Source organism: Sporocytophaga myxococcoides DSM 11118 (assembly GCF_000426725.1).
In the GTDB taxonomy this organism is placed as follows: Bacteria; Bacteroidota; Bacteroidia; order Cytophagales; family Cytophagaceae; genus Sporocytophaga; species Sporocytophaga myxococcoides.
Map to the genome: position 1 here is coordinate 229,373 of NZ_AUFX01000005.1, position 23,295 is coordinate 252,667.

General features: G+C 36.1%; 20 protein-coding genes. 11 read left to right on the top strand and 9 right to left on the bottom strand.

Going from position 1 to position 23,295, the window contains the following annotated elements:
* Positions 1-9 precede the first annotated feature (9 nt).
* Both K350_RS0106945 and K350_RS0106950 read right to left on the bottom strand, forming a co-directional pair.
* Positions 10-951, bottom strand: coding sequence for an alpha-E domain-containing protein (locus tag K350_RS0106945; protein ID WP_028979284.1), 942 nt, complete (start codon positions 949-951; stop codon positions 10-12).
* A gap of 7 nt (positions 952-958) precedes the next feature.
* Positions 959-2,437, bottom strand: coding sequence for a circularly permuted type 2 ATP-grasp protein (locus K350_RS0106950; protein WP_037574452.1), 1,479 nt, complete (start codon positions 2,435-2,437; stop codon positions 959-961).
* 418 nt (positions 2,438-2,855) lie between these two features.
* On the opposite strand from K350_RS0106950, the gene K350_RS0106955 reads away from it, so the two are divergent.
* Together K350_RS0106955 and K350_RS0106960 are read left to right on the top strand one after the other, a co-directional pair.
* The gene (locus K350_RS0106955) at positions 2,856-3,425 is read left to right on the top strand and encodes a Crp/Fnr family transcriptional regulator (protein ID WP_028979286.1); all 570 of its coding nucleotides are present in this window, start codon (positions 2,856-2,858) and stop codon (positions 3,423-3,425) included.
* A gap of 70 nt (positions 3,426-3,495) precedes the next feature.
* Positions 3,496-4,344: an SDR family oxidoreductase gene (locus K350_RS0106960; RefSeq protein ID WP_037574454.1), complete on the top strand. Its 849-nt coding sequence runs from the start codon at positions 3,496-3,498 to the stop codon at positions 4,342-4,344.
* A 26-nt stretch (positions 4,345-4,370) separates the two neighbouring features.
* On the opposite strand, the gene K350_RS0106965 is transcribed toward K350_RS0106960, so the two are convergent.
* The gene (locus tag K350_RS0106965) at positions 4,371-5,144 is read right to left on the bottom strand and encodes a hypothetical protein (protein WP_028979288.1); all 774 of its coding nucleotides are present in this window, start codon (positions 5,142-5,144) and stop codon (positions 4,371-4,373) included.
* A 383-nt stretch (positions 5,145-5,527) separates the two neighbouring features.
* Between K350_RS0106965 and K350_RS0106975 the strand changes: the two genes are divergently transcribed.
* From K350_RS0106975 to K350_RS0106985, 3 genes are all read left to right on the top strand, one after another.
* On the top strand, positions 5,528-5,887 hold the full coding sequence (locus K350_RS0106975) for a hypothetical protein (RefSeq protein WP_028979290.1): 360 nt from the start codon (positions 5,528-5,530) through the stop codon (positions 5,885-5,887).
* 72 nt (positions 5,888-5,959) lie between these two features.
* Positions 5,960-6,736 (top strand): hypothetical protein, encoded by a 777-nt coding sequence (locus tag K350_RS0106980; protein WP_028979291.1) that lies wholly within the window; start codon positions 5,960-5,962, stop codon positions 6,734-6,736.
* A gap of 100 nt (positions 6,737-6,836) precedes the next feature.
* The gene (locus tag K350_RS0106985; protein WP_028979292.1) at positions 6,837-8,468 is read left to right on the top strand and encodes a sensor histidine kinase; all 1,632 of its coding nucleotides are present in this window, start codon (positions 6,837-6,839) and stop codon (positions 8,466-8,468) included.
* A gap of 54 nt (positions 8,469-8,522) precedes the next feature.
* On the opposite strand, the gene K350_RS0106990 is transcribed toward K350_RS0106985, so the two are convergent.
* Positions 8,523-9,179 (bottom strand): DUF2238 domain-containing protein, encoded by a 657-nt coding sequence (locus K350_RS0106990; RefSeq protein ID WP_028979293.1) that lies wholly within the window; start codon positions 9,177-9,179, stop codon positions 8,523-8,525.
* 160 nt (positions 9,180-9,339) lie between these two features.
* Between K350_RS0106990 and K350_RS0106995 the strand changes: the two genes are divergently transcribed.
* Positions 9,340-10,794 (top strand): glycosyltransferase, encoded by a 1,455-nt coding sequence (locus K350_RS0106995; protein ID WP_051312942.1) that lies wholly within the window; start codon positions 9,340-9,342, stop codon positions 10,792-10,794.
* 7 nt (positions 10,795-10,801) lie between these two features.
* Here K350_RS0106995 and K350_RS0107000 read toward each other — a convergent pair whose 3' ends face one another.
* The 5 genes from K350_RS0107000 to K350_RS0107020 all read right to left on the bottom strand — a co-directional run bounded on the left by K350_RS0107000 (position 10,802) and on the right by K350_RS0107020 (position 14,777).
* On the bottom strand, positions 10,802-11,560 hold the full coding sequence (locus K350_RS0107000) for a universal stress protein (RefSeq protein ID WP_028979295.1): 759 nt from the start codon (positions 11,558-11,560) through the stop codon (positions 10,802-10,804).
* An 88-nt stretch (positions 11,561-11,648) separates the two neighbouring features.
* Complete coding sequence (locus tag K350_RS27800; RefSeq protein WP_037574458.1) at positions 11,649-12,227, bottom strand: lipocalin family protein; 579 nt, start codon at positions 12,225-12,227, stop codon at positions 11,649-11,651.
* 80 nt (positions 12,228-12,307) lie between these two features.
* Positions 12,308-13,180, bottom strand: coding sequence for an MlaD family protein (locus K350_RS27805; RefSeq protein WP_037574461.1), 873 nt, complete (start codon positions 13,178-13,180; stop codon positions 12,308-12,310).
* A gap of 5 nt (positions 13,181-13,185) precedes the next feature.
* Positions 13,186-13,917 carry an ABC transporter ATP-binding protein gene (locus K350_RS0107015; RefSeq protein WP_028979296.1) on the bottom strand — a complete coding sequence of 244 codons (732 nt, stop codon included), beginning with the start codon at positions 13,915-13,917 and terminating at the stop codon, positions 13,186-13,188.
* Complete coding sequence (locus K350_RS0107020; protein ID WP_211236724.1) at positions 13,914-14,777, bottom strand: MlaE family ABC transporter permease; 864 nt, start codon at positions 14,775-14,777, stop codon at positions 13,914-13,916. The genes K350_RS0107015 and K350_RS0107020 overlap by 4 nt, the downstream gene beginning before the upstream one ends.
* Positions 14,778-14,939: 162 nt before the next feature.
* On the opposite strand from K350_RS0107020, the gene K350_RS32705 reads away from it, so the two are divergent.
* From K350_RS32705 to K350_RS0107045, 5 genes are all read left to right on the top strand, one after another.
* The gene (locus K350_RS32705) at positions 14,940-15,242 is read left to right on the top strand and encodes a hypothetical protein (protein ID WP_211236725.1); all 303 of its coding nucleotides are present in this window, start codon (positions 14,940-14,942) and stop codon (positions 15,240-15,242) included.
* Positions 15,243-15,324: 82 nt separating this feature from the next.
* Entirely contained in the window at positions 15,325-17,694 is a 2,370-nt protein-coding gene (locus K350_RS0107030; RefSeq protein ID WP_028979299.1) for a TonB-dependent receptor, read from the top strand.
* 13 nt (positions 17,695-17,707) lie between these two features.
* On the top strand, positions 17,708-18,280 hold the full coding sequence (locus K350_RS0107035) for a hypothetical protein (RefSeq protein ID WP_037574464.1): 573 nt from the start codon (positions 17,708-17,710) through the stop codon (positions 18,278-18,280).
* A 173-nt stretch (positions 18,281-18,453) separates the two neighbouring features.
* On the top strand, positions 18,454-18,831 hold the full coding sequence (locus K350_RS27810) for a hypothetical protein (protein WP_051312943.1): 378 nt from the start codon (positions 18,454-18,456) through the stop codon (positions 18,829-18,831).
* A gap of 90 nt (positions 18,832-18,921) precedes the next feature.
* Positions 18,922-23,295, top strand: coding sequence for a CusA/CzcA family heavy metal efflux RND transporter (locus tag K350_RS0107045; protein ID WP_028979301.1), 4,374 nt, complete (start codon positions 18,922-18,924; stop codon positions 23,293-23,295).

Here is a 23,295-nt window from a genome sequence, read left to right on the forward strand (position 1 = left end):
ATTTTTATGTTAAGAAATTTTCTGGTCCACCAGCGATCCCAGTTTATATAAATTATCAAGTGTTTTCTCAAGAAAGGGTAGTATCTGGTCCTGAATTTCTTCTATAGTGAGGTAACTATATGAAGCCTGAAGTTTTCCCGCAAAGAATTCCACAGAACCTTTTTCTTCACCTTTCACAAGACTGATTTTCTGGAGACAATTATTCACTGCTTCCAGGTTAAAGATAATGGATCTTGGGAAATCTTTATTAAGAATAAGAAACTCTAGAGCTTTTTTCAGATTTGGTACCGATTTATAATGGACCCTACTCATATCATATCCTTCCGCACTTTTTAGCATTGCAATACACTGATAAGTTTCCATAGCTTTCCCGAGCTTCAACTGTTCTGTTTTTTCAATGTCACGAACCTTTGCTATCAGCATACGTGTAAGTTGTCCAGCGGCTTCAGTATGAATGCCCAATTGTATAAGCGACCATGTCTCATCATGGAGGAGGCTGTGATCAATATAACCATTTACAATAGCGCACTGATGCACGACCATTTCAGTAAAGCTAAGTATCTCTTCTTCAGTAAGTGTCTTGCCTTGATATGCATTTGCACTATGGTAAAACTTATTGATAGATTCCCAAAGCTCTGAAGAGAGAATATCTCTGGCTCCTCTGGCATTCTCTCTTGCATTGTTGATAAAAGATTTGATGGAAACCGGATTGGTCTCATCAAGGGTAATCTTATAGATAAGATTCTGATCTTCGAGGTTAAGAATATCTTCATCGTATTCATAACTGAGGCCTGTCATGCATGAAATGGAATCCAGAACATATTCCTTTTTGGAAAGATTAGGAGCATCCAAAGCAGAAAAATAATGAACATTAACATAACGGGCAGTATGTTGAGCTCTCTCAAGGTAACGTCCCATCCAGAGCAGGCTATTTGCGATTCTTGATAGCATATGATAACTAACCTTCTAATACCCAAGTATCTTTAGATCCCCCGCCCTGAGAGGAGTTTACAATAAGGCTTCCCTTTTTTAAAGCTACTCTTGATAACCCGCCCTTAAGAACAAAGTCTTTATTTTTACCCATCAGGCAAAAGCTTCTTAAATCGATATGTCTTGGTTCAAAAAACTCAGATTCTTCAATGAAGGTCGAATGTACGGACAAAGACATGATAGGCTGAGCGATATATTTTCTGGGGTTGCTTTTAATTCTATCCTGAAACTCTTTTCTCTGCTCAGCTGTAGATTTATGTCCCATGAATATGCCATATCCTCCCGATTCGTCTACTGGTTTTACGACAAGGTTTTCCATGTTTTCCATTACATACTTTAGGTCATCTTCCAGCTCACAGCGATAGGTGTGTACATTTTTCAATATTGGTTCTTCTGAAAGATAATATTTAATAATGTCAGGAATGTAGGTGTAGACAGCTTTATCATCCACAGCTCCAGTGCCAGGTGCGTTGATGAGAGTCACATTTCCTTCTCTGTAGCAGCCCATTAATCCAGGGATGCCAAGTACGGAATCTGCTTTGAAGCATAACGGATCAATAAAGTCATCATCTACACGTCTGTAAATTACGTCCACTCTTTTAGCTCCGTGAAGGGTTTTCATGTAGACAAAATTTTTGTCGACATACAGATCCCTTCCTTCCACAAGTTGAATACCCATGCTTTGTGCAAGAAATGAATGTTCATAGTATGCAGAATTATACATTCCAGGAGTGAGTACGACACATGTCGGATTATCTACTCCCTCCGGTGCTACGGATTGAATCATGGATAACAGCTGCTCCGGATAATCATGGACTGGTTTTATGTTGTAGCTTGAAAATACTTTCGATAAAGTTCTTTTCATCGCTTCTCTATTAGAAAGCACATAGCTTACACCTGAAGGACAACGAAGATTGTCTTCCAGTACATAATATTCTCCATCTTTGTGCTTAATCAGGTCTGTTCCGGAAATGTGTGTATAGACTTTGCCAGGAGGAGTGAAGCCAATCATTTCCTTCAGGTAATAATTGGATGAAAATATAAGTTCAGAGGGGACGATTTTATCTTTTAAAACCTTCCTGTCATGGTATATATCATAAAGAAACATATTGATTGCTCTGTTTCTTTGAATAATGCCTTTCTCCAGGTTTTCCCATTCTTTTAACGGGATAATTCTTGGGAATAAGTCAAAAGGGAAGATCCGCTCAACACCTTTCAAATTATCCGAATAGACAGCAAATGTAACTCCCTGGTTGAAAAAGGAAGCCCTTGCAAATTCATTCAGCTTCTTTAAGTCTTGTAATGTAAGTTTGTTGAATAAAGATAAAACTTTCTGGTAGTACTTTTTTACCTTACCGGTTTGGTCGAAGACCTCATCATAAAGGTTTTTCTCCGAATCGTAGGAGGAGAAAATTGAATTGCCATTGAGTTGGATGCTGTCTTTCATAAAAATATTAATTTTCTAATAATTTAATTTTAGCCATTATGGATAATATATCCTAATTTTTTTGGAGTTTTTTTATTATTATCCCCCAATAAACTTGTTAATCAATTATTTGTTTTATATTATTTATATGGATTATTACTTTTGTCAGATTTGGTATTTATATAATAATAGTAATAATTGTGTTAGTTTTTAATGAAAAAATTATATTTTATTTTATTAGGTCTTAATTTTAAGTGTAGTTATTTAAAAAGTTATTAATTGAGTTTATTTATGTTAAAATTATAACTTAAAAACTGTAAAAATCTATAAATATGTGAAAGTATAGTTAATAAGTTAGTATTACATCTCTTTATTGTTTTAGCGTTTTTAAGGCAAAAAATTTTGGGGATTAAGAATAGAATTTGTTCCTTGGAAATTAATGGAGAGTTTAATAAAGTTTTTCGATCAGGTCGAGCCTCTGAGTGAAAATAGTAAAGATATTTTACGGAGTTTTTTATATACAGAAAAATTAAAAAAAGGTAACTTTTTTCTGGAGTTGGGTACCATCTGTAATAAGATAGGTTTTGTTAAGTCGGGAATAATCAGAGTACAGTTTTTTAATGAGATGGGTGAAGAATTTACCAGGTATTTTATTGGTGAAGGACATTTTGCTGTTGATCTGACAAGTTTTAATGATAAAACTCCATCAAAAGAATACCTTCAAGCTCTTACAGATATGGAGCTGGTTATGATCACAAGAGAAGCAATGGAGTGTTTTGCTGCCAATATTTCAAACTGGAATAGTATTATAAGAAAGCTCACAGAGAAAGCGCTTTTAGAGAAACTAAAACTAAGTAATGAAATGGTGCTGGATGATGCCTATACCAGATATCAGAAGCTTATGGAAAGACAGCCAGAAATTGTGCAAAGGATTCCCTTGAATATTATCGCGTCTTACCTGGGGGTTAGTCAATATACATTAAGTCGGATAAGAAAGCGATATAGGTGAGTTTTTGCTAAAAGGCAAAATTTTTTCAGGGTACTTTCTTTTACTTTGCCTTAAATCAAAATTAATAGCAATGACTCAAAAAACGGTTGTGATTACCGGCGTTTCTTCCGGTATTGGAAACGCTACTGCCAGACTTTATTTATCGAAGGGATATAGAGTGTTTGGATCTGTAAGAAATGTCAATGATGCTCAAAGCCTGAAAGCCTTATTCGGTCTTAATTTTTACCCTTTAGTAATGGATGTCTGTAAATGGGATGAAATTGAAAAGTGTTCGGAATTTGTAAGGAAAGAACTGAACGGTCGCCCACTTGATTGTCTGATTAATAATGCTGGAATGGCCTTGGCTGGTCCTCTTGAATATCAGGATATTCAGGAGATACAGAATATATTTGATGTAAATGTAATAGGGCTGATCAAGGTAACAAGGGCTTTTTTGCCAATGCTGAAAGTAAAAGACCTGAGCTCAAATAGATCGGGAAAAATAATTAACATCAGTTCTGTTGCCGGGAAAATATCAGCACCATTTCTAGGTGCATATGCTTCGTCCAAACATGCCGTTGAGGCAATATCTGCAAGTTTCAGAAGGGAGCTTATGCCTTATGGAATAGATGTTATTATCATTGGCCCGGGTAATGTGCGTACTCCTATTTGGAGTAAAGCTGCAAGGTTGAACGCATTTGATCATACCGGCTATAAAAAGGCATACAGAAATTTTATTGATTATGCACTGACAGAGGAAAAAAAAGGGATGGCTCCTGAGGAGATTGCTGAAGTGATATTGAAAGCCAGCGAGACAGGACAGGCCTCTGTGAGGTATGCCCCAGTAGCACAGAAAGTAATTAACTGGATTTTGCCAAGGTCATTGTCTGATCGGACTTTAGATAAAATTTTCTACAAAAATTTTAAAATGGGAGTTTGATGCAAGCTATGAAATGAGAAAGCTTACTATAAATGTTTTATATGGTCAGCTTTCTCTTCTTCAAGTGTGGCTTGTCTTATAAGAAAAGGTTTAGGATTAGTTGCAAAGATTAATAACTTAGTCTCTTCTCTGTTCAGCCTTTCATTGATATAGATGATTCCCTGATTTACATCAAAATCAATTAATCCATTTTCACTGAGTGATGACAACTGATTCCATGCGCAGGTTTGCGAATCTTTTACTTCAATACGTTTAAGGGCATAGTTGCTGATGGCAAGTTCAAATAGTTTTATAGTGTTTTCCAGTGCTTCTTTTTCTGAATGATAATACCATTTTGAAGCAATATCCGGCATACGAAAAACTTTGCCACTGTTGTAAAAAGTAATATCAGGATTTCTTTCAACGGTAAATAAAGGAGGTGTACCTGCAAATTCAAATAATAGATGTGTTCTTATTTTTCCTTTATTAATGAGTTCGAGAATTTGTTTGTCTGTGGCAGATACTGGAAGTTGAAATTCGAGAGGGTCAAATAAATATTCAATATCCCCATCCGGATGTTCCTTAAAAAGTGCCTTCCCAAATTGATCAGAGAAGTATTCATTAACCATTAAAATTCTTTCATCTGAAAGAGTCAGTAGTAGGTCGTAAAGGTGGCTTTCTCTGACTTTTAGAATCCGTAATTCATTAAATTTTCTTTCTGCCGTTAGCTTATCTTCACACTCAAACAGGATACGGCCGGGGCCAAGCTCGGCTTTTTCCCTTAAGATTTCACGGATAATAAATTTATTTTGTTTGTCCAATTTCTCTATTGTTGTTCATCGGACTAAGATAAAATTATCAAATGTTTTAATTAAATATTTTTTGCTTTAAAAGGAGCTTTTTGAGGTTCCAACTGATTTTTTGATGGGTGTAAAATCAATTTTGCCATGTGATATATTGATAATACTTCTGATATAATTACTGATAAGCAGTAAATTACAGCGAATAGCACACATCTGATTATAATTGAAATAATTCTGAAAACCACTTTCATAAGTTATTACGTTTAGGCGTGAAAAATTATATGTGATATAGGAACAACCCGGGAACTTCTTAATTGTTCTGAAGTCTGTAAATATGCTATGGAATTTAGAACAATTCTATAGTTTTATTACTTTTAGAAGTAGAAGCAAAAAGGAGAGAAATGGAAAAGCATATCCCAAAGATCGAGACAAGATATGATGACATGGCGGGGGCTGTATCATTGAATTTTAATGAAACAATGGATTTTAATGCCTTTTCCGAATCTGTAATGGGGATTAATCTTCTTCAATACGAACCTGTTTCTTTGAGGATCTATCTGAATCATAAAGACATGGTAGTTACAGTTTATGCAGTTGATAAAAAGTTATTAATTACAGAACCTCAGCATGCAGGTAAAATCCGTGTTAAGAAGTTTAAAAAGGAGGTGTCTCCGGAAATTCTTTTTTCCTATATCAGGCAAATTGATTTAACTCTTGTAAACGGTGATTTTGACATCGAATCTTTTGAAGTAGTGAATTAATTTAGTTTGTTTTATTGAAATTCCTTACAACAATTATTTTTAAGAGATTTATTTTTATTATTTGTTTATTATATGAAAAAGAACATCATTTATTTTTTGTCATTAATCTTATTATTGTCTTGCAGGCCAGATCGTGATCCTGATCCGGTTAATCAAATTATCGGTTATGCAGACGGATATGATGAATTTGGAAATGACCTCCCTAGTGGTCATAGATTATTTGCTACAGTGAACGGTTCTAATTCAAGTGCTGTCGCAGATACTTCTGGTAAGTTTGTTCTCTATAATTATACAACTGCAGGCTCAATAAATATCTTATTTAGTGGTGATGGCTTTAATGTAATAAGGTATTATGTGCCTAATGTGAGCAGCGGAAATATGCCATTTTATCTTAATAATAAAGATCAGAAATTTAAGTTGTGCCAGCCGTCTACTACAGCTATACAAATGTTTACATTCACAACAAATTCTTCTCTTTCAGAAATTAAGGTTTCAGGAAAACTTTCACCTGCAGGTACTCCTGAGCAACCTCGTGGATATTTGATTTTTGCCAGCAAATCATCAAAGGTATCTTATGAAAATTATGATAAGGTCTTTGGTGTAAATGACAAGTATTTTTACTTTACTAATGAAGCGGGCGAGGGCTTATATGCTTCAGAAAGTGAAACTTTTACCAAGAGCATTAGAGACATACAGAAATATGGCTTTAAAAAAGGATCAATTGTATACCTTAGAGCTTATGGAAGTTCAATTTTTACAAATGCTTATACAGATTTAGAAACTGGGAAACTTGCTTTTCCTAATCTTAACTTATTAGGATCCAATGTAATTGCTGTTCAGGTTCCTTGAATGTCATTTAATTATTGGATTAATTTTATTAATATTAGATAGATATCGTTGGTATAACTTTCTGAGTATTTTTTAATTTTAATCAAGTAACGCAAAATCAATGGCAACCAAACCTTCGCCGGATAAAAAATCTAAACACTCAGGCTTTCTTTCCGGGGAAGGGGAAATGGTATCCCTCATCAGAAAATTTGATTGGTCTAAAACCTCGGTAGGGCCAATAGAACAGTGGCCTCAGAGTCTCAAAACTATGGTGTCTATGATACTGTCGTCTAAGTTTCCCATGTTCATTTGGTGGGGAGAAGATCTTATACAGTTTTATAATGATGCTTATCGCCCTAGTTTAGGTAATAATGGAAAACATCCTCTTGCGCTTGGACAAAAAGGAAAGAACTGCTGGCAGGAAATCTGGACGATAATCTATCCGCTCATTACTCAGGTGATGACTATGGGAGAAGCCACCTGGAGTGAAGATCAACTTATCCCAATTTACAGAAATGGAAAATTAGAAGATGTTTACTGGACATTTGGGTATAGTCCTATAATAGGTGATTCTGGGGAAATAAGTGGAGTATTGGTTGTCTGTAATGAAACTACTGAAAAGGTTCTTAATTCGATAAACCTTAAAGAAAGTAAGGATCAGCTTCATTTTGCAATAGAGTCTGCTGAGCTAGCAACCTGGGAGTACAATCCTGTTACTAACGTTTTTAAAAGTAATAAGAGATTAAAAGAATGGATTGGTATCCCTTTGAATACAGAAACAAATCTGGAAGACGCTATTAATAACGTTGTAAGCTCTGAACGAGAGGCTGTCAGAGAGGCAATAAAGCAATCCTTTGAATATAGCTCTGGAGGGGCATTTAATATCGTTTGCACTATACTCCATCCGATAACAGGGGTGGAACGCATGGTAAGAGCAAAGGGCAGAACTTATTTTGATCTGAAAGGTGAACCGTACCGATTCAGTGGAATTATTCAGGATATATCTGAAGAAGAAATCGCTAAAAAAGAACTTGCAGATAGTCGGAAAAGTCTTGAGTTAAGAAATGTGGAATTGTTAAAGATTAATAATGATCTTGATAATTTTATTTACACAGCATCTCATGATCTTAAAGCTCCGATATCAAACATTGAAGGTCTTCTGCATGCATATATGATGGATGGGTCATTTGACGAAGAGCAGCAGTCTTTAATTGATATGATGCTTTTCTCAATTGAAAGATTTAAAACAACAATTAAGGATTTGACAGAAATAAGCAAAGTACAAAGGGGTCTTAATATAGAGCCGGAAGTGCTTACTTTTTCCGAAATTTATAATGAAGTTATTCTTGATATAAGTGAGCTTATAAAGATTAGTAATGATCCTCTTATTGTAACAGATTTTAAAATTGATACCATAAAATATTCCAGGAAAAACTTAAGGAGTATAATTTATAATCTGCTTTCGAATGCATTGAAGTACTCTTCCTCTAAGCGAAGGCCAGAGATACATTTATCCACTGAATCTACGGATGACTTTGTGTTATTTACTATTTCAGATAATGGTTTGGGGATTAGTCCGGAAAATCAGCATAAAATTTTTAATATGTTTGAACGGGCTCATCAGCATGTGGAGGGCAGTGGAATTGGTTTGTATATCATCAAAAGGATTATAGAGAATTCTGGCGGCAAAATTGAACTTCAAAGCACAGAGGGAGTTGGTACCACCTTTAAAGTGTATCTTAAAAATTTATAATAAAAAAGCCAAAACAGCTGATCTCTTTTGGCTTTTATACTATAGGTTAAAATTTTACGAATGTTGCTTTGAGGCACCACCAAATATTTTTTGACAAATGAATACTATTAACAAAATAAGAATAGCTCCGGTGAAAGCAAGTCCCATGTCTTTCTGAGCATCCCATATATCTCCTTGTGAACCTAAATAGGCAGCTCCCTGAGAAGGAAATAAAAGATCTGCGACAGCCCATTCTATTAGCTCATACATTGCACTAAAGGATAATGTGATCTCAGCAGGAAGCAGCCAGCAGTATTTGTCAGGAAATTCAAATGTATTTTTGAACAGATCTCGCATAGGGTATGCAAGTAAGAAACCAAAGCTAAAATGAACGATTCTATCATAATGGTTTCTTGATGTATGCAAAATTTCCTGAAGCCAGAAGCCGAAGGGATTTTCGGCATAGGTATATTTTGCTCCGTAAACGTGAAGGTTAAGATATATAAAAATAAATGTATAGCTAAGATCAGAAAGTCTATATTTTTTGTATGTAAGAAGCAGTGTAGTACCGAATATGAAGGTCAGAGTATTTTCAAGAAACCAATTGTTTATATCTGAGGTGTCTACCAAAGTCCATAGCCATACTCCCATAAATAACAGGAAGAGTACTAATGGAAATGCATTTGATTTTTCTTCCGAGAACTTTAAACTTGAAGCAGTAGTGTAATTCATAATTCAGATTTTCTATGTAACGATTTGGTTATGATAGTATTTCGCAATTTATATTTTTTTATTTACTGATATACGTATTTTCGGAGAAACTGATTGCTAAACATTTGAATAGCCGTGGGGTATTTTACAGATAAAGGAGAATTTCCGCATTACTATTCAGATGATAAAAACGATTGATGTTAATATAGGGGTAAAGCTGGATGATTACGACTTATATGCAACACTCTCTCCCGGATTAAGGGCGTTGCAAAGTGAAGCTTGCGTATTGGTACCAAAACTGAAAGGAAAGAAAGTCTGGATGATCAATTCGACAGCCCAGGGCGGGGGAGTTGCAGAGATGATGCCTCGACTTATAAGTTTGTTTAGGCAGATCGGTATTGATACAGATTGGATTGTTACAGAATCTGATAAAAAGGAGTTCTTTAATATTACCAAAAAGCTTCATAATCTTATTCACGGGGTTTGTTGTGACTTTGTTTATGAAGAAGAAAGAGCATTGTACGAGCAAGTAAATAAAGAGAATGCAGAAGCTTTGCTCAAATTATTAAAACCCCATGATATTGTGGTGATTCATGATCCGCAGCCTGCTGGTATGATAAAATTTTTGAAAGGACAACTTCCTTTGAAGTTTATCTGGAGATGTCATATAGGAATAGATGAGCATACAGAGCAAACAAAAAATGCCTGGGACTTCCTTCATCCATATACTGAACTTTATAACTTTAATGTGTTTTCTGCTACAGCATATATTCCTGGTCATTTAACTGGGAGAGCTTCAGTGATGCACCCCACAATTGATCCTTTGGATCATAAAAACAGATATCTTTCAATTCACAAAACCGTTGGTATTCTTAGTAATTCAGGATTGGCAAGGCCTTATCAAGCAGTTCTTACACCACCTTTCGGTAATATGGTTAAAAGACTTCACCCTGATGGAATCTTTTCCAGACCATTTACACCCTCTGATCCTGGTTTATTGTATAAGCCATTTGCGTTGCAGGTAGGTCGGTGGGACAGACTAAAGGGATTTATGGAATTGATAAAGGGTTTTGAATTGATTAAGACTAATGGTGCATATCATTTCAATCACAGACATAGCAAACGATTGGAGATGCTTAAGCTAGTATTGGCAGGTCCTGATCCGACTTATGTTTCTGATGATCCGGAAGGTGAAGAGGTACTGGATGAACTTATTGATTATTATAAAAGTCTTTCTCCTGCACTTCAAAGGGATATTGTAATCTTGAATTTGCCAATGGAGTCGAGAAAACAAAACCATCTTATTGTTAATGCCCTTCAACTTTGCGCTTCTGTAGTTGTTCAGAACTCGATCAGAGAGGGATTTGGATTAACTGTAACAGAAGCAATGTGGAAGAAAAAGCCTGTAATCGGAGGGTATACCTGTGGTATTAATGAGCAGATTATGGATGATATCCAGGGGAAAATTATTAAAAACCCAAGGGATCCTGAGGATGTAGCATACGTTTTGAATACTCTGCTTAAAGAGCCTAAAAAAAGAGAAGTCTTAGGGCACAGAGCTCAGAAAACTGTAATAGATCATTTTTTAATTTTCAAACAGATCCTGCAATGGATACATTTGTTTGATAAGTTTTAACTGCTAATCATATTGTAGGAACTATCAGAATAGGTGTATCAGTACAACAAGGCATTTTGTCAATATTATCCTGTTCAATGATCATCTGAAATATTCTGCTTGATTTTTCAATACAGATTACATCAGCCCTTTGTTCTCTTGCAAAGGTTTCCAAACGTATGAGTACATTTCTGCAGTCATTAATGTGAACGTCAATAGGAGGAGTTTTCAGAGAGTGATGAAGACTTTCAAAGTTTGCTACTACCTCTTTTTTTTCATACCACTTAAGCCTTTCTTCGGAAAAATATAATACTTCAAACCTTCCTGAGTAGGGACGAATAAATTCTGCAATCCATCGGAAGCTAAGATAGTTCTGATCCTTTAAATGACTGACAAATAAGAATCTGTTAAAGCTTTGGAAATTAGCATCAGGTGGAATAATTAAAATAGGGAAACTAGACTGATTTACGATCGACAAGGTAACTTTACTGATAAAGAAATTTTCTTCTTTATTTTTTCCTAAGCTACTTATTCCAACTATATCTGCATGAGTTTTAGTAATTTCGTTTACGATTTCATCTGTTACATTTCCCCAAAGTACCAACTTTTCATGTTTAATGTTTTGAAGTAAATCATCTGTTTCTGCTGAGAATGGATGGGGTATGGGTGTCTGAACATGTACAATCTCAATATTAGCATTGCTTAATGCAGCAAGGTCTTTTAGATACTTGATAGCATTCAGTGAATTGTCGGAATAGTCAGTAGGGCAAACAATCTTGCGGATCATAATGCTAATAGTTTAAAGTCTATAACACAACCTTATACAGGAACAAGTGTTAATGAAAAGGCAGGATAAATATACCCTGCCTAAGATTTTAACTGAATGTATTTTTAGCGAAAACTAGTTCAAGTGTGTCAAACCCCTGTTGGGTTGCTTTCTCCACCAAGCTTTTAGTTGTTTCAAGATCAAGTTCAGGCTTCCTGCTCAGTATCCATAAGTATTTCCTTGATTCAGTACCAACCAGGGCATACTGATAATCGGGATCTACTTCAATGATGTTATAGTCAGCTGTAAATGGCCAGAAGAATTGAACTTTTAATCTTGCATTATCAGATGGATCCTTAGGCCATGCGATGCCCTCTTCAGATTTACTCTCACCAGTAGATTCAACCTTGCAGCTATTTACTACTTTAATGGATCCGTCTTCATTGATTGAATAGCTGGCTTTTGATGAATAACAATTCTTTTCAAATCTATTCGGGAGTCGGGCAATTTCATACCAGTCTCCGGAATATTTTTGAAGGTCTACATTGGTAGCTACATCGAGTGGAGGCGAATGCTCAGCATTTTTCTTGTATAAGTATACAAGGCCTGCAGTTACCCCTGCAGCAGCTACTGCCCCCAAACTCAGCGTCAAGGTTTCTTTTACCTGTTGTTTTTTTCGTCTGTTCATCTATCCCTCATTTACTATTTAAAACATTAATAGGAATCAGGAAGGTTTCTGATTAAAGAAACCAAAAGATTACCAGTGAATTAGTTGTTTTTGCCAAACAAGCGAATAATCCAGCTATTTCGTACTCGGCAACTTGTGAGACCAACATCATCGGCAACTGTATTTATCTTACCCATGGTTTTGTCCACATTCTGAGCCATTACAGTATCTGCAATGAATTTGCCCAATGTGCTACTGTCATTATCCAGCTTTTGGGAGAATGAAACAATATTAGATGACGCAGTTATAGCATTGCCACTGGCAATTTTAAGACTATCCGTCAATTGTATCATATTCTCAGAAGCTCGTTTGGTTTTTTTTCCTGTTTGCTCAAATGCAAGTACCATTTCCTGGACCTGATTCAATAGTTCTTTATTTGTAAGCAATGTTCCAAGAGTTCCTTCACCATTATTTATCCTTTCGGTTATGGTGTTAATATTATTAGTAATATGTTTGGCATTGGTCCCTGTTTGATTTAGCTCAGCCAGAAGCCGGTCAAGATCTAAGGGTTCAGTGGTCGAAATTTCTTCATCACTGCTAAGGCTTACCTCTTCAGGAGTCCCTGCAGATATCTTTACATATTTGGTTCCTAATAACCCTTCATTACTTATGCTGGCCTGGGAATCCTTTTTAATAAATTCAGAGGAATTCTTTTCGACCATCATAGTAACGCGAATGTTTGAATCTGATATAATCTGGATGGACTCAACTGCACCTATTTCCACTCCGGAGTATCTTACAGCATTGCCTTCCTTCAATCCACTTACATTCTTAAAGTTTGCTATAAGTTTTCTTTTGGTTCCGAACATTTGCTGATTGGAACCAATATAAAAGATTAGTACAGTAAGCAGCACAATCCCCAGCAACATAAAAACCCCTAACTTTATTCTGTCTAATATCCTTTTCTTTTTCATCTTCTCTATTCAAAGAAAGCCCTTACCCACTCTTGATCTGATCTCTTCAACTCATCAAAGGATCCTTCCACATCCATCTTACCATTATTCAGGAGTAATATCCTGTCAGCAGTAAGTCTTGCACAATACATATCATGTGTCACTATGATAGCCGAAATTCCATTTGTGGCCCTCATCTCTAATATTAACTCTATTATTTCTTTAGATGTTACAGGGTCGAGTCCAGTGGTGGGTTCATCATATAAAATTACCTCAGGTTCAAGAATTAATGTACGTGCCAGTGCTATCCTTTTCTTCATTCCTCCGGAAAGTTCCTGTGGCATTTTATTAATGGAACTTAATAATCCTACTCTCTGAAGTGCAAGGCGCACTGCTGCTTTGATTTCTTTATGTGATTTAGGGTGAGGTTGTCTTTTCAGAGGAAAGGCAAGGTTTTCTTCTACATTCATAGAGTCATAAAGTGCTCCTTCCTGAAATAAATACCCAACTTTTTTGCGCAACGAAATGACTTCTTCTTCATGTAAATCATCCAGGTTTTTTCCGAAAACACTGATATATCCTGAATCTGGTTCAAACAATCCAATAATAGAGCGGAGTAGAACTGATTTTCCAGATCCGGATTTTCCAATGATACATAAATTTTCTTTTCTCTTTAAGCTAATATTAATCCCGTCAAGAACCATCTTTCCCTTAAATGACTTATACAGGTCTTTCACTTCAATGACATTCTCTATCATACAAAATTGCTTTGGTAATAATGCGACAACTGAGCTGCCAGCATGTCAAGAAAAAAGATTATCAATGAAGAAATGACAACCGAAGCATTAGCAGCTTTCCCTACACCGACAGTTCCATAGTCAGCTCTGTAACCATAGAAACACGAAACCATAGCTATAGTAAATCCAAAGAAAAACGCTTTAAAAATCGATGGAACAAAGTCATAGAAGTACATGTAGTCAAATGCAGAGTTAATATACATTGTGACACTCATGTCATCTGTTATGTTTACAGCCACATATGATCCTATAAGGGATAGTCCTGCAGAATAGATTACAAGGAAAGGCATTGTTATAGTCATTGCCAATACTCTAGTTACTACAAGATATTTATAGGGGTCAACTCCTGATATAGACATAGCGTCTATCTGATCTGTAACTTTCATGGATCCTATCTCAGCACCAATTCCGGATCCTGTTTTGCCTGCGCAGATAAGGCCTGTAAGCACAGGTCCGATTTCCCTGATAACAGCAATAGCAACCATGTTGGGTATCAGATCTTCTGCACCAAAGGTCTTCATGGAAGGGTATAGCTGCAATGACATTACAAATCCAATAATAAAGGCTGTTGTACTCACCAGGAAAAGGGACTTATATCCAAGCCTGAAGATTTGAGTGAATAATTCATCAATCTCATAAGGAGGATACCATACCAGTGCAAAGAAACGAGAGCTGAATACTGTTAATTCTCCAAGTGTACGAAAGAAATTTCCACTCTTTTTTTCGCTCTTTTCAGGGATGTTTTCCTCAGGTTGTTCGTTATCTTTTTTCATGCCGTAAAACGCTCCCTCTGTTCTTCCGGGAGTATATTTCAATAACATGTTAGAACAGAAAATGGCCAAATAAAGAATAAAAAAAAATCTGGAAGCCTTATTATCAACATCTTTTGGTAAAAGATTTATACGAATTTTTAATGTATGTGAAGAAGTTGGATGGTGAAGTTTATTGTATATATTTGTATAGTCATCATTTCTTCTGACTGCTTGGAAAAATTTCTTAAATATAAAGTTCTTCCTCTATTGATCCTGATAAGCATATTGTTTACTCAGGTAGCAGTTAATTATTTCCATCATCATAGTGAAAAATCTTCAAAGGAACTTAGCATAGAAGTTTCTAAGGAAAAATGTAAAGTCTGTTCAATTGATCTGTATCATGATGTTTTCTATCAGGATATTCATACTTTGTCATTCCTGCATAGGCATCTTGATTTAAAGGGAGACTTTATTGTTTTTTCCTTTGATAAAGCCACTTTTTTTAGATCAGGTAGAGCTCCTCCTGTTTGCTGATTTACTTTTCTATATTTTGAATACCTGGTACATGGGTATTTAATTCTTTTAATTTTATTCTATTTTATAATCATTAAGGAAAATGAAAGTACAGATACTTTTGGTATTTGGTCTTTTACTGTTTTCCTCAATAACCTATGCCCAGGGAGATTCAACTGTTGCGAATACCTGCAGGTATAGGCTTGAGGGAGATGTTAAAGACGGAGAAACCAATGCTATATTGCCTGGTGCCATGATTGTAATTGATGGCGGTGCTGGAACTGTTTCTGATGATGCAGGTCATTTCCATCTCACAAACCTTTGTAAGGGGAAGTATAAGATTACTGTTACTTTTCTTGGCTATAAGACGATCGTTCAAACCCTCGACATGAATGAGAATCTTTATAAAACATTTATCCTTCACTCAGATTCGTGTTTGCTGGAATCTATAATAGTAACATCATCCAGGCCTGTTTATGAAAGCAGTCTAAGTGTTCAGGAGGTTGCAGGAAGGGCGCTTGACAGAACCAGAGGTTTTTCTTTAGGTGAATCTCTTAAGGGGATAGCAGGAGTTAATACTTTGCAAACCGGCCCATCTATTTTCAAGCCTGTTATTCAGGGGATGTATGGAAACAGAGTGCTGATTCTGAATAATGGTGTAAGGCAGGAAGGACAGCAATGGGGCTCCGAGCATGCACCGGAGATAGATCCATTTATAGCTGATAAGATTAAGGTCGTTAAAGGCGCTTCAGGAGTTCTATATGGCTCTGACGCAATTGGCGGTGTAATACTTGTGGAGCCAAGGCCTCTGCGAACTAAAAGCGGGGTAGGAGGTGAATTCAACCTTGCCGGATTTTCAAATAACAGAGAAGGTGTTGTTTCTGGTATTATTGATTATAGCGTAAGACAATTAAAGGGCCTCAGCTTCAGACTTCAAGGGACCTTAAAACAGGCTGGCAATTCAAAAACTCCCGACTATTATATGAAAAATACAGCGTTCAGAGAACAGAACTTCTCCTGGGCTGCCGGTTATAAAAGGGAGGAATGGGGCGTAGATGTTTTCTATAGTCAGTTTAATTCGAATATAGGAATACTTTCAGCTTCTCATATTGGAAACCTTACCGATCTGAAGAGGGCAATTGAAAGTCCTGTTCCTCTTGAAACTTCGGGATTTAGTTATGTTGTTGACAGACCTTATCAAAAGGTCTTTCATGAACTCGGAAGATTACATGCTTTTCGAAAGTTCCATAATAAAAGTAGTTTGGAATTGATTCTGGCCCGTCAGTTTAACGACAGATCAGAATATGATAAGCACAGACCTTATAAGGATCAATTTAAAGATGGTCCTCAATCAAGATTTAAAATCACGACCTATACCGGAACACTCTATCTGAATCAGAATTATTTTAAAAAGTATTCTGGCACCTGGGGGCTTAGTTTTATTCAACAAGCAAATACAACACGTGGATCTTTCATTCCTAATTTTAAAAGCTATGCCGGAGGTGTCTTTCTAACAGAAAGAAGAAAGATAGAAAGTCTGGAGATAGAAGGTGGTCTACGCTATGATTATAAATGGATGCGTGTTTATAAATATGAAAATGGAATTATTATTTCTCCTTCGTTTATATTCTCTAACATCTCCGGAACACTAGGAGCTGTTAAAACAATTAACGAACATCTGAAAGTGAAATTGAATGTTGGTTCATGTTTCAGACCTCCTGCTGTTAATGAACTGTTCAGCGATGGTTTGCACCACGGCACTTCGAGAATTGAAAAGGGAGATAAAAAGCTTAATTCAGAATATGCATATAACACTTCTCTTACATTTGATTATAAGATTAAGAAAATTTATGGAGAAGTTAATTTATATAACAATTATATAATGGATTATATCTATCTGGTTCCAGGTCGTGTTCTTGATACTTTATCATACAATTATGTATTCGAATATGAGCAAACGATAAGAGGGACTTTCCCTGTATTCAGGTATCTGCAGACAAATGCCATATTTACAGGAGCAGATTTAACTTTTAACGATTCATTGAGCAGACATTTTATATTCAGCACAAGGTTGTCTTTACTTAGGGCTTATAACACTAAAGCTCATGAAGGTATTATTTTGACTCCTCCTGCTAACATGGAAAATGGGCTGAAGTATTCTTTTAACTTCATTCATTCCTTAAAAGAAAGCTATTTCAAAGTAGGAAATACAATAGTTCTTCAAAAGAAAAATGTTCCTTCCAACCAGGATATTAAGGCTGCACCCAAAGGATATGTGCTATGGTCACTGGAAACAGGCTTTGGAGTGATGGCAGGTAAACAAGAGCTCTATTTTACATTTACTGTTTATAATCTTCTCAACAAAAAGTACAGGGATTATCTGGATGCTTTCAGATACTTTACTGATGAACCTGGAAGAAACTTTGTGGTCAGGTTAAAAGTCCCTTTCGATTTATCTAAAAATAATTTCTAAACCTTTAAAATTTATGAACTTTAATAATCTTATAATTCTGTTGTTTCTAAGCACTGTTTTATCTTTTACTGCTTGTAAAAAGGATGATGATAATGTTGCTAATCCTGAGAATCCTAATGAAAATGAAATGATCACCACAGTGCAGGTAATGCTAATTAATACTGCGGATCCTGCAGATCAGATCAAAGTTACTTACAGACAGATTCAGGGACTTAGAAATTCACTTTCTCCATTTGTAGAGTCAATGAAGTTAAAAGCAAATACAACCTATTCAGCAGAAATACTTTTGCTGGATGAATCAAAAACTCCAGCAGATACTATTTCCAATGAAGTTAGAGAAGAAGGAGATGCACACCAGTTTTTCTATAAAGTTCAGGATGCAAATCTTACTGTTTCATATGATGATGCGGATGAAAATGGAGTGCCTATAGGGTTAAAAAGCATAGTCAAGACGGGGGAGCCAAGCACAGGAAGCCTTGAAGTAATTCTGAAGCATCAGGGAGAAGAAAAGCCAAAATCAGGAAATGGAAATGAACTGCTTGGTTCAACTGATGTGGAAGTTACCTTTACAGTAGAAATTGAATAATATTCTTAATTTGAAATATTAATAGTAAAGGCTCTTTGCAAAAGCATTGAGCCTTTTTTTTAATATTTTTCTTAGAGTTTGATTATGAAATGATTGTGTAATTGTGAACATGAATGTCTGAAACTAGTTTGAAAAAATGATTTCCTGAGTATTAAAAAAAATATCTTATTTTTATGGAAATGAAATCATTTATATCCATAACCATGGCAATGCTTCTTTTCTTAGGAGGATTGTTTTGCAATGATATGGAGGAAGTTTTTAAAGTGCCCTCTTTGATAAGTCATTATCTGGAACACAAGAAAACAGCCTCTGGTGATTTCAGTTTTGTGGATTTTTTGAAAATGCATTATGGAAGCAGCCATGCGCATGATGCCAATAATCCGGATCTGCCGTTTTACCATCACAATTATCCTCCGTTAACTTTTACTATTACCTTTCCTTTTGAATTGAATTTTAGGACTTTCAAAAAGGAAACATTCTATTTCTCTTTTTATAAAAGGGATTATTTTTTAGAAGTATCACTTTCTACCTTTAAACCACCTAAGGTTTAATCCTTTCCCATCTTTATAAGTTTTGTTGCTTCTGTCACCCTAGATCCAGGTGGTGATGGTAGCTTTTATTTCATTAAGTAATAGATTATTATGATTAATAAGATCATTCGATTTAGTATTCAGAATAAATTGATTGTCGGGTTTTTTATAGCCATTTTATTGGCTTTTGGAGGGTATTCCCTTAAAAACCTTCCGATCGATGCCGTACCTGATATTACCAATAATCAGGTACAGGTAATTACATTTTCCCCAACGTTGGCTGCAGAGGAAATAGAACGATTTATAACCTATCCGGTCGAGCTGCAAATGGCAACGATACCAGGTGTTATTGAAATCAGGTCTGTTTCCAGGTTCGGTCTTTCAGTAATTACCATTGTTTTTAAAGATGAAGTGGAAATGCTTGCTGCCCGTCAGATGGTGGGAGAAAGGATTACAATGGCTCAGGGAGAAATTCCCCAAGGGTTAGGTAATCCGGAAATGGCTCCTGTAACTACGGGGCTGGGAGAAATATTCCAATATATTGTGAGAGCTAAACCTGGCTATGAGAATAAATACTCTGCCATGGATCTCAGAACCATTCAAGATTGGATTGTAAAGCGCCAATTGCTGGGAACCAAAGGGGTGGCGGAAGTGAGCTCTTTTGGCGGCTTCGTAAAACAGTATGAAGTTGCCATGAATCCGGAAAAGCTACGCGGAATGAATGTTACCATTTCGGAAATTTTCAAAGCACTACAGTTAAACAATCAGAATACAGGAGGGGCATATATCGATAAAAAGCCTACAGCCTATTTTATTAGAGGCGTAGGACTTATTGAAGATACAACTGATATTGATGAAATCGTTGTTAAAAACGTCAATGGTATACCTGTATTAATGAGGGATGTTGCAGAAGTGAGAATGGGGTTTGCAAACAGGTATGGTGCTATGACCTACAACGACAAAGGAGAAGTAGTAGGGGCGATAGTATTGATGCTGAAAGGAGAAAACTCTGCTGAAGTAGTAGGAAATGTAAAGGAACGCATAGCAAAGATATCCAAATCACTTCCTGAAGGTATTGAGATAGTGCCCTTCCTTGACAGGTCCGACCTAGTTGATCGAGCTATTAAAACAGTTTCAAAAAATCTTATAGAAGGAGCCTTAATAGTCATTTTTGTACTGGTTGTATTTCTTGGAAATATCAGAGCAGGATTGATAGTTGCATCGGTAATCCCTCTATCGATGCTTTTTGCGATAAGCATGATGTACCTTTTTGGCGTATCTGGTAATCTCATGAGTCTTGGTGCTATCGATTTCGGCCTTATTGTAGATGGTGCAGTAATCATAGTTGAAAGTGTTATTCATAACCTTGTATTGAAGCACCCATCCCTCAACAGAAGACTTACTCAGAATGAAATGAATGAGGAAATATATGGCTCTGCAACCAAGATGATGAATTCTGCAGCATTTGGACAGATTATTATTCTTATTGTTTATCTCCCTATTCTGGCTCTTGTTGGTATAGAAGGAAAAATGTTCAGACCAATGGCCCAGGCGGTTTCATTCGCAATTCTTGGAGCACTTATACTATGTGTTACCTATGTGCCTATGATGGCTTCTTTGTTTTTGAGTAAAAAGATATCTCAGCATAAAAACTTTTCTGATAAAATAATGGAAGCGTTGCAAAAAGTTTATCACCCTGTCATTAAAGCTGCACTGAATGCGAGAATATTTATCGTAAGTATTGCAATAGCATTACTTGGGATAAGCGTCTTGCTTTTTATAAATATGGGCGGTGAGTTTCTTCCAACTCTTGAAGAAGGGGATTTTGCAGTAGAGACAAGACTTCTGCCAGGAAGCTCGTTGTCACAAACAATTGAAACCTCATTAAGGGCATCAGATATCATTTTAAAGAAATTCCCTGAAGTTAAAATGACTGTGGGAAAAATTGGTACAGCTGAAATACCAACTGATCCTATGCCTATGGAAGCATGCGATCTTATGATCATATTGAAAGATAAGGATGAATGGACTTCTGCAGAGACAAGAGAAGAGCTTGCAGAAAAAATGTCCAAAGAGTTAGAGCGCCTCCCCGGAGTTAATTTCGGATTTCAGCAACCAATACAAATGAGATTTAATGAGCTTATGACTGGAGCTAAGCAGGATCTTGCCATAAAGATTTTCGGAGAAGATATGGAAGTTCTGGCATCTAAGGCAAATCAGGTTGCAAACCTAATCAAAGATATCAAAGGTGTCTCAGATATTTATGTTGAACCTGTAACAGGTCTTCCTCAAATTACCGTGAAATACAAGCGAGGAAAAATTGCCCAGTATGGCCTTGCTATCTCTGACGTGAATGATGTGGTAAGAACTTCATTTGCCGGAGCAGTTGCAGGAGAAGTTTTTGAAGGGGAAAAAAGATTTGATCTGGTAATGCGATTACAGGAACCCTTCAGAAGAGATATACAAGATGTAAAAGGAATGTATGTAGTGCTTCCATCTGGCATGCAAATCCCAATAACAGAGGTTGCTGACATTGAATATTCTGAAGGACCTATACAGATTTCAAGAGAAGATACAAAAAGACGAATTGTGATTGGTGTCAATGTCCGTGATCGTGATGTGGAATCTATGGTTCAGGAAATAAGCAATAAGCTCGATTCAAAGCTAGACCTTCCTGCAGGATATTTTGTCACTTATGGTGGACAGTTTGAAAACCTTGTTGAAGCCAAACAGAGACTTTCTTTGGCAGTTCCAGTAGCACTTGGGCTTATATTAATTATTCTGTTTTTTACTTTCAAATCATTAAAAGAAACCATGCTGATTTTTACTGCAATACCCTTCTCTGCTATAGGTGGTGTTTTTGCATTGCTTTTAAGAGACATGCCTTTCAGCATTTCAGCAGGCGTGGGTTTTATAGCTTTGTTCGGTGTAGCTGTGCTAAATGGTATGGTATTGATCAGTTATTTTAATCAACTTAAAGCAGAAGGTGTTGAAAACGTTTACGAAAGAGTTCTGAAAGGCACTGAAATGAGATTAAGACCTGTAATCATGACTGCTTCCGTTGCCTCAATGGGATTCTTGCCAATGGCATTGTCCAATACCTCCGGAGCTGAAGTTCAAAAACCTTTGGCTACAGTTGTGATAGGTGGACTTATATCTGCAACGCTGCTTACATTGGTGGTATTACCTGTGCTTTATACCCTCTTTTATAAAAATGTGGAGGAAAGTAATGGTTCAGGATTAAGTAAATCATTTGTATTGATTCCTTTATTTTTTCTTTCTTCTATAACTTCAGGTTTCGGACAGAATACAGGAAAGGCATTAACATCTGAGGAAGCATTTAATATTGCTCTTCAAAACAATCCTTCTATGACTGCCGCAAGGTATGATATTAAAGCTCAGGAATCTTTGAAGAAAACTTATCTTGATATTCCAAAGACCAATATCAGTCTTATGTATGGGCAATTCAATAGCCTTAATAATGATAATAACATAACCATCAATCAGTCTGTTGCCTTTCCAATACTTTATTCTAGCCAGAATAATTATTATAAAGAGCAGGTGAAAGCCTCAGAAGTGAAGGCGGATGTTACAGGTAATGAACTAAAGAAAAATGTTAGGAGCGCTTATTATAACCTGCTTTATTTTGAGTCAAGGCATATGCTGCTCAATTATGAAGATAGCATCTATAATGATTTTATGAAAGCCGCAGATCTTCGATTTAAAACCGGAGAGTCTAATTACCTTGAAAAGCTTACAGCTGAAGCTCAAGTAGCAGAGTTCAGGAATCTTATTTTAAAGAATCAGGCGGACATGCAGATTTATCAAAAGCAATTAAAAGTTTATTTGAATGTTTCGGATAGTATCATCACTACTGAAAAATTTGAAAAGCTAGTGCTTTCAGTATCTCCGGATAAAGCTTCTGTTTATGCAAATCCGTTACTTCGTTATATGCGTCAGCAGTTGAAAGTGGGCAAAGCTTTAGTTGGAGTTGAAAGGGCGAGGTTCTTGCCTGATTTCAGTTTCGGATATTTTAATCAGACTTTACAGGGCGTGCAAAGTATAAACGGAGCAGAAAGATATTTCGGGCCCGGATATAGGTTTCAGGGAATAATGGCGGGAATTTCGGTTCCTGTTATTTTTAAACCTTATCAAGCAAGAATCGCTAATGCAAAATTGAACCAGAAAGTAACTGAAAGTTTGCTTGAATACAATTCTAAGAACCTTGAAGGTGAATATTCCATACTTATGCAACAGTTTAAGAAGAATCTCAGTAGCCTTAGTTATTATGAATCAATTGGTCTTAAACAGGCCGATCTAATTATCATTAATTCACAGAAGGCTTTCAGAGCTGGCCAGATTGGATATGTAGAATATCTTCAGGGTTTAAGCAGAGCCTTATCTATAAAATCAGGCTATCTTGATACAATCAATAATTACAATCAAACCGTCATTGCCATTGACTTTATAGCAGGAGGAAATTAA

What these genes read in the sequence shown, in the direction of transcription:
- K350_RS0107035 (WP_037574464.1), top strand. Translation starts at nt 17,708, where the DNA reads ATGAACTTTAATAATCTTATAATTCTGTTGTTTCTAAGCACTGTTTTA.
- K350_RS0106950 (WP_037574452.1), bottom strand. Translation starts at nt 2,437, where the DNA reads ATGAAAGACAGCATCCAACTCAATGGCAATTCAATTTTCTCCTCCTAC.
- K350_RS0106975 (WP_028979290.1), top strand. Translation starts at nt 5,528, where the DNA reads ATGGAAAAGCATATCCCAAAGATCGAGACAAGATATGATGACATGGCG.
- K350_RS0107030 (WP_028979299.1), top strand. Translation starts at nt 15,325, where the DNA reads ATGAAAGTACAGATACTTTTGGTATTTGGTCTTTTACTGTTTTCCTCA.
- K350_RS27800 (WP_037574458.1), bottom strand. Translation starts at nt 12,227, where the DNA reads ATGAACAGACGAAAAAAACAACAGGTAAAAGAAACCTTGACGCTGAGT.
- K350_RS0106995 (WP_051312942.1), top strand. Translation starts at nt 9,340, where the DNA reads ATGATAAAAACGATTGATGTTAATATAGGGGTAAAGCTGGATGATTAC.
- K350_RS0106960 (WP_037574454.1), top strand. Translation starts at nt 3,496, where the DNA reads ATGACTCAAAAAACGGTTGTGATTACCGGCGTTTCTTCCGGTATTGGA.
- K350_RS0106990 (WP_028979293.1), bottom strand. Translation starts at nt 9,179, where the DNA reads ATGAATTACACTACTGCTTCAAGTTTAAAGTTCTCGGAAGAAAAATCA.
- K350_RS27810 (WP_051312943.1), top strand. Translation starts at nt 18,454, where the DNA reads ATGGAAATGAAATCATTTATATCCATAACCATGGCAATGCTTCTTTTC.
- K350_RS0106945 (WP_028979284.1), bottom strand. Translation starts at nt 951, where the DNA reads ATGCTATCAAGAATCGCAAATAGCCTGCTCTGGATGGGACGTTACCTT.
- K350_RS0107020 (WP_211236724.1), bottom strand. Translation starts at nt 14,777, where the DNA reads ATGTTATTGAAATATACTCCCGGAAGAACAGAGGGAGCGTTTTACGGC.
- K350_RS0107045 (WP_028979301.1), top strand. Translation starts at nt 18,922, where the DNA reads ATGATTAATAAGATCATTCGATTTAGTATTCAGAATAAATTGATTGTC.
- K350_RS0106955 (WP_028979286.1), top strand. Translation starts at nt 2,856, where the DNA reads ATGGAGAGTTTAATAAAGTTTTTCGATCAGGTCGAGCCTCTGAGTGAA.
- K350_RS0106985 (WP_028979292.1), top strand. Translation starts at nt 6,837, where the DNA reads ATGGCAACCAAACCTTCGCCGGATAAAAAATCTAAACACTCAGGCTTT.
- K350_RS0107015 (WP_028979296.1), bottom strand. Translation starts at nt 13,917, where the DNA reads ATGATAGAGAATGTCATTGAAGTGAAAGACCTGTATAAGTCATTTAAG.
- K350_RS0107000 (WP_028979295.1), bottom strand. Translation starts at nt 11,560, where the DNA reads ATGATCCGCAAGATTGTTTGCCCTACTGACTATTCCGACAATTCACTG.
- K350_RS27805 (WP_037574461.1), bottom strand. Translation starts at nt 13,180, where the DNA reads ATGAAAAAGAAAAGGATATTAGACAGAATAAAGTTAGGGGTTTTTATG.
- K350_RS0106980 (WP_028979291.1), top strand. Translation starts at nt 5,960, where the DNA reads ATGAAAAAGAACATCATTTATTTTTTGTCATTAATCTTATTATTGTCT.